The sequence below is a fragment of the Rhodoferax sp. MLSD5-FHT05B10 genome, from assembly GCF_058793415.1.
On sequence record NZ_JBXAFT010000011.1, the window covers coordinates 43,569 to 59,103 of the forward strand.

Here is a 15,535-nt window from a genome sequence, read left to right on the forward strand (position 1 = left end):
GGCGGGACGCTCAGAGGGGAACCTTCTTGAGCATTTCCAGGCCGACCTTGCCGGCGGCAATTTCGCGCAATGCCGTTACGCCAGCCTTGTTCTTGCTTTCGATCTTGGGCGTGTGGCCCTGGTTGAGCATGCGGGCGCGGTAGGTCGCGGCCAGCACCAGCTGGAAGCGGTTGGGGATCTGCAACAGGCAGTCTTCGACAGTGATACGGGCCATGGAGTTCTCCGGAGGACTAAGGGATAAGCAGCGCCTTGAATGTTTCAGCCCGGGCACGGCGCTGGGCCGCAAATCGGAGGCGCTGGGCGTGAACAATCGCTTTCAGGTCGAAAAGCGCGCGGTCAAACAGTTCGTTTATTATAACGAAGTCGAACTTATCCACATGGGCGACTTCGGTGGCGGCGTTTTTCATGCGCACCTCGATCACCTCTGGCGTGTCTTCTCCGCGGCGCTCCAGGCGGGCGCGCAATTCTTCCCAACTGGGGGGCAGGATGAAAATGGAAATGGCGTTGGCAAAGATCTTCTTGATCTGGAGGGCGCCCTGGAAGTCAATTTCCAGAATCACGTCGGCGCCTTGCGCCATGCGCTCCTCAATGGCCTTTTTGGAGGTGCCGTAGCGGTGGTTGTGCACATGGGCCCATTCCACGAAGGCGTCGGCCGCCACCATGGCGTCGAACTCCTGCTGGGAAACGAAAAAATACTCGCGTCCGTGCTTTTCCTGGCCCCTGGGCGCGCGCGTGGTGTGCGACACCGAAGGCTGCACGTGCGAGTCCAGTTCCAGCAAGGCCTTGACCAGGCTGGATTTCCCAGCCCCGCTGGGCGCTGCAACGACAAAGAGATTCCCGGGGTAGTCCATAGATATTGGCACTGAGGGCGGTAACTGAGGTCGCTTATTCTATGTTCTGGACCTGCTCGCGCATCTGCTCGATCAGGACCTTCATGTCCACCGAGATGTGGGTGAGTTCCAGTGCCGCCGATTTGGAGCCCAGGGTGTTGGCCTCGCGGTGCAGTTCCTGGATCAGGAAGTCCAGCCGTTTGCCGATTTCCCCGCCCTTCTTGATCAGGCGCTCGATTTCGTCCAGGTGCGAGCCCAGGCGGGTGATTTCTTCGGCCACGTCGATCCGGATGGCAAAGGCGGTGGCTTCGGTCAGTGCGCGGTCCTGCGCGGCCTCCGGCAGGGTGCTGCCGTCGGCCAGGGCCATGGCTTCCTGCCAGCGGGTCAGGAAGCGCTGGCGGTTTTGCTCCACCAGCTGGGGGATCAGCGGAATGGCCTGCTGCGCCAGCGTGCGCAGCTGGGCGATGTGCTCCAGCAGCATGGTGGACAGCCGGGAACCCTCGCGCTGGCGGGCGCTGAGCAGGGCCTTGAGAGCCTCTTCCGCCAGGGGCAGCACCTCGGCGCTCCAGTCGCGTGCGCTGCCCTGTTCGGCCGCGGCCAGGCGGATCACGTCGGCCACGCTCAGCGCCGTGGCGCTGGGCAGCCACGATCGCACGTTGTCCTGCACCGCATTGAGGCGCTGCAGCAGCCGGGGGGTGGGGTCGGGAACGCTGGTGGCGGAGGCCATCTCGATGGAGGCGCGGACTTCCACCTTGCCGCGTTTGAGCCGGCCCACCAGCAGGTCACGCAGCACCGGTTCGAACTGGCGCAGGTCTTCGGGCAGGCGAAACGACAGGTCCAGAAAGCGGCTGTTGACGGAACGGATCTCCAGACCGAGCTGGCCGGAAGGGGTTTTGGTGTCGGAATCGGGGGTAGTGGAGGCCGTGCTGTGTTGTGCACTGGCATAACCCGTCATACTGTAAACTGGCATAGCGGTCTCTCGGGTCAGGGGAACGGCCCCAAGAATAACCCGGTTCAGCCGAATCCAACGAGCTTTCATTCCTTATTTATGTCGAAGGTCAAGCCAGCACCCTTACCCCCGGACACCGTCATCGGTGGCTACCGCATCATCCGCAAAGTGGCGGCGGGTGGCTTTGGGCTGGTGTATCTGGCGCTCGACCCCGATGGCCAGCAGGTTGCTGTCAAGGAATACCTGCCGTCATCGCTGGCGACCCGCGCGCCGGGCGAGCTGCTGCCCAAGATTCAGCCGGAGAAGCTGTCGCTGTACCGCCTGGGTCTCAAGAGTTTTTTTGAAGAAGGGCGCTCGCTGGCCCAGATTTCCCACCCTTCGGTGGTGAGCGTGCTCAACTTCTTCCGCGAGAACGAGACCGTGTACATGGTCATGAACTACCTGGAGGGCGCGGCCCTGCAGGACTTCATCGTGACCGCACGCGACCTCAAGCAGAGCAAGGTGTTCCGGGAGTCCACCATCCGCTCGCTGTTCGATGAGATCCTGCGCGGCTTGCGCATCGTGCACCAGCACAAGATGCTGCACCTGGACATCAAGCCGGCCAATATTTTCATCACTGACGACAACAAGTCCGTGCTCATCGACTTTGGCGCGGCCCGCGAGGTGCTGAGCAAGGAAGGCAACTTCATCCGCCCCATGTACACGCCCGGCTTCGCAGCGCCCGAGATGTACCGGCGCGATGCCTCCATGGGGCCGTGGACCGACATCTACGCCATTGGCGCCTGCATTTACGCCTGCATGCAGGGGTTTCCGCCCAATGAGGCGCCGCAGCGCCTGGAGAAAGACCGCATTGCCATTGCGCTGGCCCGTCTGCGCGGGGTCTATTCCGACAACCTGATCGAGGTGGTGGAGTGGTGCATGTCGCTGGACCCCCTGTCGCGCCCGCAGTCGGTCTTTGCCTTGCAGAAGGAATTGAGCCGCGAAGGCGAGCGGCACTACACCAAGCTCAGTGTGACCGAGAAGATGCGCATGCAGTTTGACACCATGGTGTCTGACACCAAGAAGACTGCACAGGGTCCCACGGGTGTAGGCACAAAGACCAAATGAAATTTTCTGTTTTCCAGATCAGTCGCAAAGGCGGTCGTGAGAAAAACGAAGACCGCATGGGGTACTGCTATACCAAGAGCTCCGGGCTGTTCCTGCTGGCCGACGGGATGGGCGGGCACCCCGAGGGCGAGATTGCCGCACAGATGTCCCTGCAGGTCATTTCTGCGCTGTACCAGCAGGAAGCCAAGCCGGAGATCGAAGACGTCAAGGCCTTCTTTTCCACCGCGATCCTGGCTGCCCACCGGCAGATCCTGCGGTACGCCGCAGAAAAGAACCTGACCGACACCCCGCGCACCACGCTGGTGGCGGCCATCGTGCAGGGGGGCGTGGCGACCTGGGCGCACTGCGGTGATTCGCGCCTGTATTTCGTGCGCTCGGGTGAATTGCTGGCCCGCACGCGGGACCACTCCTACCTGGAGCAGCAGCAGTCGGCCAAGCCCACGATTCCGCTGCCGGCCAACTTCAACCGCAACGTGCTCTACACCTGCCTGGGTTCGCCGGCGCGCCCCATCTTCGACGTGACCGGGCCGGTGCCCCTGCAGCAGGGGGACCGGATACTCCTGTGTTCCGACGGCCTGTGGAGCAGTCTGGACGATGCCGATATCGTCTACCACCTGGGCCAGAAGCCCGTCGCCTCGTCCGTTCCCGATCTGGCCGAGCGTGCGCTGATCAAGGCCGGCTCTCAGAGCGACAACGTGACCGTGATTGCCATGGAGTGGGAGACACCCGACACGTTCGAGTCCACCCGCGGCAGCATTTCGACCGACAGCATCGACGACGGCGTGTTTGCCTCCACCGTGCAGGTGGGATGGCTGGACTCCGGCGTGGACGATCTGGACGACGACGCCATCGAGCGCTCCATTGCCGAGATCAACGAAGCCATCCGACGCACCGCGTCCCGCAAATCCTGACCCCTGGCGCCGCATGGCGCCCTATTTCCAAGGTTGTTCCATGACTGAATTTGTTCGCAGCGGCACACGTGCCGCCAACCAGTTGCGCCCGGTGCGCATCACGCGCGGCTACACCGTGCATGCCGAGGGTTCGGTCCTCATCGAGTTCGGGGCGACCCGTGTCCTTTGCACCGCCTCGGTGGAAGAAAAGGTGCCGCCCCACAAGCGCGGCAGTGGTGAAGGCTGGGTCACCGCCGAATACGGCATGCTGCCCCGCGCCACCCACACGCGCAGCGACCGCGAGGCGGCACGGGGCAAGCAAAGCGGGCGCACCCAGGAAATCCAGCGCCTGATCGGGCGTTCCATGCGCGCCGTGTTCGACCTCAAGAAATTGGGCGAGCGCACCATCCAGCTCGACTGCGACGTGCTGCAGGCCGATGGCGGCACGCGCACGGCCGCCATCACCGGCGCCTTCGTGGCGGCGCAGGATGCCGTCAACGGCCTGCTGGCGGCCGGCAAGATCACCGCGTCGCCCATTACCGCCCCGGTGGCGGCTATCTCGGTGGGTATCGTGCAGGGCACGCCGCTGCTGGATCTGGAGTACACGGAGGATTCGGCCTGCGACACCGACATGAATGTGGTCATGACCGGTGCCGGGCATTTTGTGGAGGTGCAAGGCACCGCCGAGGGCGTGGCCTTCTCGCGGGCCGAAATGGACAGCCTGCTGGCGCTGGCCGAGAAAGGCATCGCCGAGTTGATGGATCTGCAGCAGCAGGCGCTATCAAAATAGTAGCAATCTACGCAGTATTGACGGAGCCTAAGGCTGTATTTCTATGAAAATTGTTCTTGCCTCCAACAACCCGGGCAAGCTCGCTGAGCTGCAGGCCATGTTTGCCCCCCTGGGCTGCACGCTGGTGCCCCAGGGCGAACTGGGCGTGCCCGAGGCGCCGGAGCCGCACCGCACGTTTGTGGAAAACGCGTTGGCCAAGGCGCGCAACGCGGCCTTGCACACCGGTCTGCCGGCGCTGGCCGATGACGCTGGCCTGTGCGTGGACGCCTTCAACGGCTTGCCGGGCGTGGACACCGCCTATTACGCCACCCAGTTTGGCTACGCCAAGGGCGACAGCAACAACGTGCGTGCCCTGCTGGAGCAGATGCAGGGCATCGACCACCGGCGCGCGGCGCTGGTCAGCACCCTGGTGGCCGTGCGCACCCCGGACGACCCGGAGCCGCTGATTGCCATGGGCCGCGTGGTGGGCCAGATTGCACGGGAGCCGGTCGGCTCCAACGGCTTCGGCTTCGATCCGGTCATGTGGATTCCCGAGTTCGGGCAGACCTTTGCCCAGCTGCCCACTGCGGTCAAGAACGCCAACAGCCACCGCGGGCGCGCCGCCCAGGCCATGGCCGCGCTGATCCGCGAACGCTGGCTGGCCGCGCCATGATTCCCATTGTTACGGTGTCGGCGGCGGCAAGCCCGGTGGTGGTGCAGGACATCACCCACTACATGCGCCCCGGCACGCTGCAACTGACGGCGCTGCCTCCGCTGTCGCTGTATGTGCACCTGCCGTGGTGCCTGAAGAAATGCCCCTACTGCGACTTCAACTCGCACGAAATGGCGCCCACGGACCTGCCCGAGCAGCGCTATGTGGACGCCCTGGTGGCGGATCTGGAAGCCGCCTTGCCGCTGATCTGGGGCCGTGGTATCCACAGCATCTTCATCGGCGGCGGAACCCCCAGCCTGTTTGCCCCCGCCACCATCGACCGCCTGCTGGGGGACATCCGCGCCCGGCTGCGCCTGGAGCCGGACTGCGAGATCACGCTGGAAGCCAATCCCGGAACCTTCGAGAAAGACCGCTTCCGCGCCTACCGCGATGCGGGCGTCACGCGCCTGTCGGTGGGCGTGCAGAGCTTCAACGATGACCACCTGAAGGCCCTCGGCCGCGTGCACGACCGCGCGCAGGCGCTGGCGGCGGTGGAGGAGGCGGCCAAGGCCTTTGACACCTTCAACCTGGACATCATGTATGCCCTGCCGGGCCAGACGCTGGAGCAGGTGGGGCAGGACATGGGCATGGCGCTGCAGTTTGCGCCGCCCCACATTTCCATCTACCACCTCACCATCGAGCCCAACACCTACTTTGCCAAGTACCCGCCGGCCATTCCCGAGGACGACACGGCCTACGCCATGCTGGACCACATCACCGAGCTTACCGGCGTGGCCGGGCTGGAGCGTTACGAGGTGTCGGCCTATGCCAGGAGCGGCCACCGCTGCCGGCACAACCTCAATTACTGGCAGTTCGGCGATTACCTGGGCATTGGCGCGGGCGCCCACAGCAAGCTGAGCTTTGCGCACCGGGTGGTGCGTCAGGTGCGCTTTCGGGAACCGCGCCTGTACATGGAACACGCGCTGGCGGGCAACGCCGTGGCGCAGGTGGAGGAGGTTGGCCGCGCCGAGTTGCCGTTTGAATTCATGCTCAATGCCCTGCGCCTGCGCAACGGATTTGGATTGCGTGATTTCACGGAGCGCACCGGGCTGGCGGTGACCGCCATCGAGGCCGCCCTGACGCAGGCCGAGGCCAAGGGCCTGATCGAGCGTGACTTTGCCCGTGTTCGCCCCACGCAACGGGGCTTTGATTTCCTCAGTGACTTGCAGGCGCTTTTCCTGTCCAATGCAGCTTGAGTGGCGTGCCGCGGGCACGTGAAAGGGGGGTGCGATGTTCTCGGTGTACGGCAAAGCAGGGCGCCTGTTTCGGGGCTCCATGGAGGAACTGCGGCATGTGGGGCCGGTGTCCGCGGTGACCCGTTCGTATGCGGTGCGGCCCATAGGGCTGGACCCCCGCGACCAGAACCCCGCCCATTTCTCCGACCCCCATCCGGTCGTGCCGACGGACGTGGTGCACCGCAGTGCCCTGGCCGCCTACGAGCAGACCCGCAAGCCGGACGCGTCGCGGCACCTGCTGACGCGGGTGGACGCGATCATGAGCAGCCCGGTGACCACCATTGCCGACACCTTCACGGTCGAGCAGGCCTGGCAGGTGCTGGCGAAAAACCACCTGGGCCAGGCACCGGTCGTGGCCCGCGACGGCGTGCTGGTGGGCTTGCTGTCGCGTGCCGACCTGATGCGCCCGGAGCGCTTGCCCGGCCCGGAGAGCCATGCGCTGGTATGGCGTGCCCTGTTGCTGCAGAACGTCTCCGAGGTCATGTGGACGCCGGTGCCCAGCGTGGCGGCCGACACCGACATTCGCCGGGTGGCTCGCGTGCTGCTTGATACCGGCCTGCCCGGTTTGCCAGTGGTGGACGACCACGGGCAGGTGACTGGCTTTGTATCGCGCTCGGACATCCTGCGCGCCGTGGTGGCAGACCCGCCGCTGGATTTGTGGACCTGAGGGCCGGAAGTCGGCCCCGCAGGTTTACTGGACGTTGGCGTTAGCCAGCTGCGCGGTGCGCTGCGTGCCAGGCGCTTGGGCCGTGGTTTGCCAGCCGTAACCGTCGATGTGCTTGATGAAGAAGGACAGCATGCGCTCCCGGCTGTCGTCTGCCGCGGGCCGGTTGAGGCCTACCAAGTTACCCAGATACCGCTGCGGCACCATTTCCAGGTCAAACGAGTGTGCGGCCTCCGGGTACACCTTCACATCCAGCGATGCACCGGTGGAGCGGGCGTTTTCGCACTCCTGTGTAGGAGTCCAGCTGTCCTGCCCGCCACCGAAAACCAGCAGGGGTTTGGCGAGTTCGATGCGGCGGTTGCCAAATGAACCACACCAGGGGTAGTAGGCCACGACCGCGCGGTAACCGCCGTCCTTGGCTTTCATTTCACGCGGTCCATCGCCCAGTGCCACGTTGATGGCCACACTGCCGCCATTGCTCTGGCCCATCAGGAAGATGCCTTTGGGGTTCACGTACTTCAGGGACTGCAGGTACTTCAGGGCGTCGTAGGCGTCGTAGGTGCGGTAATCCAGCGCATCGACCTGCTTGCTGACGTTCTCGCAGACCTTGCCGCCACCGATGCTGCGGGGACCGAAGCTGTCGAGGTTCAGGACGACAAAACCCTTGCTGACCAGGAAGTCGGCGTAGGAGTTCATGGTGTAGCGCACGGCTGGTTGCCAGCCACCGCAGCCATGCATCAGCACTACGGCTGGAAACGGGCCTTCGCCCGCCGGTTTGGAGATGTCGGCGCGCAGGGTTACATGGTCCGCGTAGTAGGCGCGGCTGGCCTCAAACATGACCTTTTCACCGGCGTGGGCCGCCGGCAGGAACAGCGACGGCATGCTCCACAGCGCGACGCTCACCAGGCGCCGTCTGTCCCCCCGCCTTTCCGCCACCGGTGCCCCGGTGGGAGATGCAGCGCCCGCAGACCGTCTTTCGCCCTTGCGTCGGTCGAAAAACGGGGCCAGCAGCGTAGCTGCCATATGCCATCGGGTTCTGTAGACAGGTTCGGTCATGGTTGCGATTGCTCACATCAGGTAGCGGTGAACGCCGGGTAAACGATTTACCTACCGCCTGACCCCCATTGTCCAAGGAGTCCACTGGGCGGCTTTCAGTCGATTCTCACTACCCACACTCAATATAGGGACAAACAGGGGTGTTTTCAAGGTGCCTCAGAGGAGACTGCCGACCGGTGTTGCACGTTGAGTTTTGTCAATTATCGGGCGCGCAAAGTGTTTAGTCTTTGTCTATACCGATCATGAATGGGGAATAACGTGGCTGGGAAGAAAAAGAATGCGGAAGGCGCCCCGGCGGCGCGGCCCGCGGATGCGCTGCGTTTCTATGGCGATTCGTTTGTCCTGAACACCGCTTCGGGCATGTTTTACCGGCTGAGCCCGACAGCGGACTACCTGTTGCGTGCACGGGATGCCGGTGCCAGGACAGAAGAGTTTGCCGACCTGATCATGGCGCGCTACGGGGTGGACCACGCGACCGCCGTGCGGGATACGGAACTCTTGCTGAACCAGTTGACCGCGCTGGGACTGCTCGACACCGAACCGGTGAAGTGAAAACCATGAAAATCCAGATCAAAGCCGTTGCTGTTACCGGGTTACACCGCGGTGAGAATCCGCAGCCGGGTGCAGCCGTCATCGCCAGCCTGCGCCGGCGCTTTCCTGGCCTGCGCCTCATCGGGCTTTCCTACGACCCCATGGAGAGCAGCCTGTATGGGCAGGGGCTCGACCATCCGGATGCCGCCTACCTGATACCTTTTCCGGGGGCAGGCGCAGCCGCCCTGCAGGAGCGGCTGGACGCCATCCGCCAGAAGGAAGACATCGGTTTCATCATTCCCTGCCTGGATTCGGAGCTTGAAAACTTCAGCAGCATCGCCCCGAAGTTGCAGGAGTGGGGAATTGGGTGCATTCTTCCGTCGCCGGCCTCGTTTGAGGCCAGCAGCAAGGCGGGTCTGTACGATTTCTGCCAGCGCATCGGCGTTCCGTCACCGGTTACCAAAGTTGCCAAGAACCCTTGGGAGGTTGAGCAATGTGCCGCGGAAATCGGCTATCCGGTTTACGTCAAGGGCCGTCTGTACAACGCGCACCTGGTCAAGTCCCGTGCGGACCTGGCGCTGGCCTACGAAGACATTGTCAACATCTGGGGATGGCCCCTGGTCGTGCAGGAGGCCGTTGCCGGCGAAGAGTACGACGTGACCGGCGTGGGCGATGGCCGGGGGCGTATTGTCAAGAGCTGCACCATTCGCAAGCTGCTGCGCACAGCGCATGGCAAGGGCTATGGCGGCATCGTGGTCGAAAACCCGGAAATTGATGAGCTGTCGCAGCGCATCATCCATGGGTTGCGCTGGAACGGGCCGTTCGAGCTGGAGTTTCTCAAGGCAGCGGGCAAGCCCTATGCGCTCATGGAAATCAATCCCCGTTTCCCGGCGTGGATCGACTTCCCGTCCCAGATTGGCTGCAATCTCCCTGCCCTGCTGGTGGACCGCCTGCTGGGCCAGGCTCCAGCGTATCTGAAAACGCCTGTGGCAGGCCAGATGTTTGTCCGCCACTGCGTCGATCTCACGGGTGATTTTGCCGACTTCGCTGACATGGCCAGCCGTGGCGAGCGCGTTCTTCAACCCGTTCCCGTCCCAACTGGAAGCACGTCATGAGCAGCGAATACCTCCCCCCAAGCGTCGGCGCCGAACTGGGCCGCCAGGCGCTGGACGCGCAGGCCGAGCGCAATTTTTATGCGCGTGGTGCCTGCTCACCCACCTTGCCGGAGATTGACGGTGTTTCAGTCACGGAGCTGATTGCGCAATTTGGTTCGCCACTCTTTGTCTTTTCCGAGAACAGCCTGCGCGACCAGGCCCGCCGCATGCGCGAGGCGTTTCGCAGCCGCTACGACAACACGCAATTTGCCTGGTCGTACAAGACCAACTATCTGAACGCCATTTGCACGGTCTTTCACCAGGAAGGCTGGATGGCCGAGGTCGTCTCCGATTTCGAGTACCACAAGGCACGCAAGCTCGGCATTCCGGGTGGCAACATCATTTTCAACGGGCCGTACAAACCCCGCAGCATTCTGGAGCGCGCCATCAGCGAGGGAGCCCTGATCCAGATTGATAACTGGGACGAGTTGAGCCTGGTCGAGGAGCTCACCCGCCACCTCAGCAAGCCACTGGATGTGGGCATCCGTGTCTGGCTGGACGCGGGCATCCGGCCTGTCTGGTCCAAGTTCGGCTTCTCGGTGGAGAACGGGGAGGCCGGGCGTGCGGCCGATCGGGTTGCCAGGAATTCCCGGCTGCGGCTGCACACGCTGCATACGCACATCGGAACCTATATCCTGGCTCCCGGAGCTTATGCGGTGGCGGCGGCAAAGCTGGTGGCACTGCGCGAGCAGATCTTTGCGGAGCACCAGCACCTTGTTCCCTGCATCAACCTGGGGGGTGGTTTCCCGTCCCACAGCCTGCTGCACGGAATGGAGGGACCGGCCGAGCGGGTGATCCCTCCGATCGAGGCGTATGCCGATGCCATTGCCGAAGTGCTGAACCGCCTGCCCGCCAAGAAGCGCCCCCAACTGCGTTTTGAGAGCGGGCGCCATCTGGTGGATGACGCCGGCTATCTGCTGACCTCGGTGGTGGCCATCAAGGGGGTGCGCCACCCGGTCGCCGTCAACGCCGACCTTACCGGGCGCGATTACAAGGACCAGATGTTGCTGGGGGAGCAGGCACGGGCGAGCTATGTCATGGATGCCGGGGTCAACCTGCTCTACACCGCCACCTGGTACCAGATCAATGCTCTGCCGGCGCGCGTGGTCAATGCGCCGCCTTCTCCGGTGCGGCTCTACGGCCCGCTGTGCATGTCCATTGACGTGGTGCGCTATAGCGTGGACCTGCCTCCGTTGAGCGTGGGCGACGTGGTCACCCTGCATCCGGTGGGGGCCTACAACCTGTCGCAGTCCATGCAGTTCATCTGCTACCGCCCCGCGGTCGTCCTGATCGACGCGAACGGAAAACCGGAAATCATTCGTGCGCGCGAGGTCCTGGACGACATCCAGCGCCCCGAACGGCTCCCGGCCCATCTGGGAGGCAAGGCGTAATGGCTGCTGACTCTGCGACCCTGCGGGTTCCGGCATCGGCCGGCCTGGGCAAGGCGCTGGCCCGGGCGGGTAGCGCCCTGCGCAGAAAATTCGACCCCCTGCTGACGCCGTTCGGGCGGGTTCTCGGCGGCATTTTCTTCATTCCGGACCCTCTGATCGGGCTCCTGCTGTGGATCGCCCTTTTGCGCCAACCGTCCTATGCCGTCTTTGCGCTGGTGGGGCTGGCCACCGGGGCGCTGATCAAGCGCATGCTGCGGATCCACGAAACCCCCATTCTGGGGGGCGGGCTGAAGGCCAATGCCCTGATGGCGGCCATTGTCACGGGCTGGATGACCAGCGGCCTGGGACTGGCCTGGGGCCCGCGGCTGGGGATGGCGGCTGCCGCGGCCCTGGCTGCCACCATGGTGTCTGCCGCCCTGATGCGAGCCTTTTCCAGGAGCGTCTTTCCGCCGCTGCTCTGGGGCTATTGCCTGGTGGCCATCATGTTGTTCAAGGTCTGCCCGCAATGCACGGTCGTTGCGGCCAACACCATGCCCGCCTGGCCCCTGCCGCATGACGTAACCGGCTGGGGAGAGAGTTTCCTGCGGTCAATGGGATCGCTGATGTACACGTCCGAAGTCGGCGTCGGTCTGCTGGTCTGCGTGGCCATACTGCTGTGGTCCCGGACCATGTTCCTCAACGGACTGGCAGGTTGGATCAGCGGGGTCGGTGTGGCGCTCGCGTTCCAGCAGATGCATCTGGTGTACTACTGGTTGCCGGTGTCATACAACTACTTCATCACCGGCATGGCCTTGGGTTCGGTGGTGTTCCTGCCGGGCCGGCTGAGCTTGCTGGTGGCCGTCGTGGGCGGGTGTGCCGCCTCGTTCTTTGCCCTGGTGCTGCAGTACGCGCTGGATTGGTCGGCGATTGCCTATCTGCCGGTGTCTTCCGCGGTGGCGATCTGGGTGGGCGTGGGCGCGTTCACCCGGGACCGGTCTGTCGTGCGCCAGAGTTTCGCGTCGGACATTCCGCCGGAACAGCGGTGGTGGCTGGCGGCCTATTGGTACCAGCGGTTCGGGCCATTCTTTTCGCTGCTGGCGGTTCCGGTGGCGGGCGAGCTGAAGATTTCACAGGGGTTCGCGGGCGATCTCAGCCACACGGGCGCCTATTCCCACGCCCTGGACTTCCAGCGCCCGTCGGCGTCGGGCTCCATCTGGGGCGCCAGTGTTTTCTCGCCGGTCTCGGGCATCGTGGAGCGCATCAAGAACACGGTGGCGGACAACGCGATGGGGGAGTGCAACTACGCCGACAAGTGGGGCAATTTCGTGGTCATTCGCCTGGACAAGGGCGGCTGGGTCCTGGTGGCCCACCTGCAGCAGGGGACCGTTGCCGTGGCGCCCGGCGCGCGCGTGGAAACCGGAAACTACCTGGGACTGGTGGGCAACTCCGGGCGTTCGCCGGTTCCCCATCTGCACTTGCAGCACCAGGACTCACCGGAGCCCGGCGCGCCAACGACGGCTTTCCGTCTGGCCAATTACCTGACCACGGCACCTTCCGACGCGGCCTTCCTGTCGTGGAACGCCGCCGCGCTGCCCGGCGAGGGCGATGTGGTCATGGCTGCGCCGCTGAATGTGCCGGTGTACCAGGCGCTGGCTGGCATTGTTCCGGGGTCTGCCGTCTGGATGGTGGAGGCCAAGGGGCGTGTACCCCGTGCGTACCGAGAGCGGCAGTCCGCTGCCACGCTGCGGGTGGACATCCTGCTGGACGAGTTTGGCCAGCGTATTTTTCAGGTGGACGGGCAAGGCAGTCTGGTGTCCGTGCTGGAGCCCGATGCCTGGCGCATCACGGAACTGCGGCAGGTGGCGTCGCCTTTTCTCAAGCTGCTGGCGCTGGCCGTGCCCTCCATACCCTATGCCGCCAAGGCGGGAATGCACTGGCAGGACCTGGCTCCCACGGTGCCGCGGGGCGGCGTGTTCAGCCCGCTGGTGCTCATGCTGGCACCGTACTTTCCGCGCCCCTTTCTCAAGGTGGCGAGCAAATGCCTGCCGGCGATGGTGCCTGCCAGCCATGTGTTTCAGATTGACAGCCGGATGCAGACGCGCGCATCCGCGCTGCCGTTCAAGGTGACCTGCGAGTTTGCGGCGCTACGCGGACCGGTCAAGGTGCAGGCGGATTTCTATGGCGGAAGCGTGGTTTACACCCTGCTGTCGTATGAGCCGGGCAAGCGGGAAGACGGGCCGCGGCTCTGAAGAAGGGCCGAGGGTGTTCAGGGAGTTTTGGGTGCGGATGGCGTCGGTTGGCGACGGCGGGTTTTCCGTGTTTAGTGGTTGTTTTTTAAGAAGGGGAATGGAAATGAAAATTCTGAAATGGGAAAGAAGTCGGGTCGCTTCAGTGGCGGCGTTGGCGGTGCCTCTGCTGTTGGCAGGATGCGCCGGAAACGTCCTGCGCGTTGCGCCCTACGCGGAGCTCAAGGTCATCGATCCGGTCTGGACTACGGCCTACATCACGCGAAACCACGGGTACCTCGTTTACGACACCTTGTTCGCGATGGACGAAAACGGGGAAGCCAAGCCTCAAATGATCGATACCTGGACGGTGTCACCCGACAAAAAGACCTGGACCTTCAAGTTGCGTGACGGCCTGAAGTGGCACGACGGCACGGACGTGACGGCCGAGGATTGCATAGCCTCTCTCCAGCGCTGGAGCAAGCGTGATGGTGCAGGACAGCAACTGTTCCGTGACATGGAAAGTTTGACCGCCACAGACGCCAAGATGTTCAGCATGAACTTGCGTGCGCCCCACGCGGACATCCCCAACACGCTGGCCAAGATGTCGGCCAACGTGCCGTTCATGATGCCCAAGCGGGTGGCGGAAACCGATCCGTTCCAGCCCATCCAGGACAGCACGGGTTCGGGCCCCTTCATCTTCAAGAAGGATGAGTGGGTTCCGGAGTCGCAGGCTGTCTATGTCAAGAACAAGATGTATGTGCCGCGTGCCGAGGAGTCATCAATGGCCGCCGGCGGCAAGGTGCCCAAGGCGGACCGGATTGAATGGCGCTACTACCCCGACCAGGCTGCTGCGGTGAAGGCGTTGATCGCCGGCAAGGTGGACTACGTCGAATCGCCGTCCAGCCAGCTGATTCCCATGCTGGAAAACCAGAAGGACGTGACGATTGCCTCGACCGACCCGCTGGGCAACATCGGCATGGCACGCTTCAACACCCTGGTACCGCCGTTTGACAACGTGGCGGTGCGCCGCGCGGTAGCGATGGTGATGCAGCAGGAAGACTACATGACTGCCGCGCTGGGCGACAAGAAGTACTGGCGCACCTGCTACTCGGTGTTCCCGTGCGGCACGACGTACTCCAACAGCGCTGCCAGCGAGACCATGAAAGCCACCAGCCTGGATGCTGCCAAGAAAGCCCTGCAGGCTGCCAAGTACGATGGCACGCCGGTCGTCATCCTGAACCCGAAGGACAACCCGGTCATTTCAGCCTTCACGAAGGTGACTGCCGAGAAGCTGCGCCAGATCGGCATGACGGTTGACGTCCAGGACATGGACTGGGCCACGCTGACCCAGCGGCGTTCCAACCGCGGTGCAGTCAAGGACGGCGGCTGGAACATGTTCCACACCTGGTGGCTGGCGGGCGACCTGTTGGACCCGAGCTTCATCGCCTTCTCGGGTGACCGTGAAACCGGCTGGTATGGCTGGCCCAAGGACGAAGAGCTTGAGAAGTACCGCGTAGCGTTTGATCGCGCCACCTCGCAGGACGAGAAGAAAGCCCTGGCGGCCAAGGTGCAGCAACGCCTCGTTGACATCGGTGCCTTTGGCATCCTGGGCCAGTTCTTCGAACCGGTGGCCTTCAGCAGCAAGGTCGAGGGCATTACGTCGCCCGTCCAGTTCTACTGGAACATGTCGGTTGAACTGCCGTGGTGGCAACGTCTGTCCCGCCAGTTTGTCAAGATGCCTTACTGAACCGGGTAAGCGGCCAGCCTTGCGGGGCTGGCCTTGGACGAAAAAACAGGCTCTGGTGCAACGCTGCACCAGAGCCTGTTTTGTTGTATGGCGTGGCGGAAGCGGTGAGATTCGAACTCACGGACGGTTTCCCGTCGCCGGTTTTCAAGACCGGTGCAATCGACCACTCTGCCACGCTTCCAGTGGGCCGTATTCTAACTGGCCTCCGCCGGTGCTGGGCTTGGGGCAGGAGCGTCACGCCTGTTTACAATTTTCACAGGGCCATTTACAGGGGCTTGGCGGCAGGGGCGTTG

15 protein-coding genes and 1 tRNA gene are annotated in these 15,535 nt (G+C 63.7%); 11 read left to right on the forward strand and 5 right to left on the reverse strand.

Going from position 1 to position 15,535, the window contains the following annotated elements; genetic code table 11:
* Nucleotides 1-10 precede the first annotated feature (10 nt).
* The 3 genes from rpoZ to AC1Q5W_RS15070 are packed head-to-tail and all read right to left on the reverse strand — an operon-like array spanning nt 11 to nt 1,800.
* Nucleotides 11-214 carry a DNA-directed RNA polymerase subunit omega gene (gene rpoZ, locus AC1Q5W_RS15060; protein WP_492645256.1) on the reverse strand — a complete coding sequence of 68 codons (204 nt, stop codon included), beginning with the start codon at nt 212-214 and terminating at the stop codon, nt 11-13.
* Nucleotides 215-230: 16 nt separating this feature from the next.
* Entirely contained in the window at nt 231-851 is a 621-nt protein-coding gene (gmk, locus tag AC1Q5W_RS15065) for a guanylate kinase (RefSeq protein WP_492645257.1), read from the reverse strand.
* Between the two features lie 34 nt (nt 852-885).
* Nucleotides 886-1,800 (reverse strand): YicC/YloC family endoribonuclease, encoded by a 915-nt coding sequence (locus tag AC1Q5W_RS15070; protein WP_492645258.1) that lies wholly within the window; start codon nt 1,798-1,800, stop codon nt 886-888.
* A 78-nt stretch (nt 1,801-1,878) separates the two neighbouring features.
* Between AC1Q5W_RS15070 and AC1Q5W_RS15075 the strand changes: the two genes are divergently transcribed.
* The 6 genes from AC1Q5W_RS15075 to AC1Q5W_RS15100 are packed head-to-tail and all read left to right on the forward strand — an operon-like array spanning nt 1,879 to nt 7,159.
* Nucleotides 1,879-2,886, forward strand: coding sequence for a serine/threonine protein kinase (locus AC1Q5W_RS15075; RefSeq protein WP_492645259.1), 1,008 nt, complete (start codon nt 1,879-1,881; stop codon nt 2,884-2,886).
* Nucleotides 2,883-3,797 (forward strand): PP2C family protein-serine/threonine phosphatase, encoded by a 915-nt coding sequence (locus AC1Q5W_RS15080; RefSeq protein ID WP_492645260.1) that lies wholly within the window; start codon nt 2,883-2,885, stop codon nt 3,795-3,797. The genes AC1Q5W_RS15075 and AC1Q5W_RS15080 overlap by 4 nt, the downstream gene beginning before the upstream one ends.
* A 40-nt stretch (nt 3,798-3,837) precedes the next feature.
* Nucleotides 3,838-4,566 (forward strand): ribonuclease PH, encoded by a 729-nt coding sequence (gene rph / locus AC1Q5W_RS15085; RefSeq protein WP_492645261.1) that lies wholly within the window; start codon nt 3,838-3,840, stop codon nt 4,564-4,566.
* 43 nt (nt 4,567-4,609) lie between these two features.
* The gene (rdgB, locus tag AC1Q5W_RS15090; RefSeq protein ID WP_492645262.1) at nt 4,610-5,218 is read left to right on the forward strand and encodes an RdgB/HAM1 family non-canonical purine NTP pyrophosphatase; all 609 of its coding nucleotides are present in this window, start codon (nt 4,610-4,612) and stop codon (nt 5,216-5,218) included.
* The gene (gene hemW, locus AC1Q5W_RS15095; protein WP_492645263.1) at nt 5,215-6,453 is read left to right on the forward strand and encodes a radical SAM family heme chaperone HemW; all 1,239 of its coding nucleotides are present in this window, start codon (nt 5,215-5,217) and stop codon (nt 6,451-6,453) included. Before rdgB ends, hemW begins: the two co-directional genes overlap by 4 nt.
* Before the next feature lie 34 nt (nt 6,454-6,487).
* A complete protein-coding gene (locus tag AC1Q5W_RS15100; protein ID WP_492645264.1) occupies nt 6,488-7,159 on the forward strand; it encodes a CBS domain-containing protein in 672 nt (223 codons plus the stop codon).
* A gap of 24 nt (nt 7,160-7,183) precedes the next feature.
* On the opposite strand, the gene AC1Q5W_RS15105 is transcribed toward AC1Q5W_RS15100, so the two are convergent.
* Nucleotides 7,184-8,059 carry a dienelactone hydrolase family protein gene (locus tag AC1Q5W_RS15105; protein ID WP_492645265.1) on the reverse strand — a complete coding sequence of 292 codons (876 nt, stop codon included), beginning with the start codon at nt 8,057-8,059 and terminating at the stop codon, nt 7,184-7,186.
* A 411-nt stretch (nt 8,060-8,470) separates the two neighbouring features.
* Between AC1Q5W_RS15105 and AC1Q5W_RS15110 the strand changes: the two genes are divergently transcribed.
* The 5 genes from AC1Q5W_RS15110 to AC1Q5W_RS15130 all read left to right on the forward strand — a co-directional run bounded on the left by AC1Q5W_RS15110 (nt 8,471) and on the right by AC1Q5W_RS15130 (nt 15,242).
* Nucleotides 8,471-8,764, forward strand: a complete 294-nt coding sequence (locus AC1Q5W_RS15110; protein ID WP_492645266.1) for a PqqD family protein — start codon at nt 8,471-8,473, stop codon at nt 8,762-8,764.
* Between the two features lie 5 nt (nt 8,765-8,769).
* Complete coding sequence (locus AC1Q5W_RS15115; protein ID WP_492645267.1) at nt 8,770-9,858, forward strand: ATP-grasp domain-containing protein; 1,089 nt, start codon at nt 8,770-8,772, stop codon at nt 9,856-9,858.
* Nucleotides 9,855-11,288: a type III PLP-dependent enzyme domain-containing protein gene (locus AC1Q5W_RS15120; protein ID WP_492645268.1), complete on the forward strand. Its 1,434-nt coding sequence runs from the start codon at nt 9,855-9,857 to the stop codon at nt 11,286-11,288. The genes AC1Q5W_RS15115 and AC1Q5W_RS15120 overlap by 4 nt, the downstream gene beginning before the upstream one ends.
* On the forward strand, nt 11,288-13,516 hold the full coding sequence (locus AC1Q5W_RS15125) for an urea transporter (protein WP_492645269.1): 2,229 nt from the start codon (nt 11,288-11,290) through the stop codon (nt 13,514-13,516). Before AC1Q5W_RS15120 ends, AC1Q5W_RS15125 begins: the two co-directional genes overlap by 1 nt.
* A gap of 103 nt (nt 13,517-13,619) precedes the next feature.
* Nucleotides 13,620-15,242, forward strand: a complete 1,623-nt coding sequence (locus tag AC1Q5W_RS15130) for an ABC transporter substrate-binding protein (RefSeq protein ID WP_492645270.1) — start codon at nt 13,620-13,622, stop codon at nt 15,240-15,242.
* 93 nt (nt 15,243-15,335) lie between these two features.
* On the opposite strand, the gene AC1Q5W_RS15135 is transcribed toward AC1Q5W_RS15130, so the two are convergent.
* A tRNA-Ser gene (locus AC1Q5W_RS15135) sits at nt 15,336-15,423 on the reverse strand.
* Between the last annotated feature and the right edge of the window lie 112 nt (nt 15,424-15,535).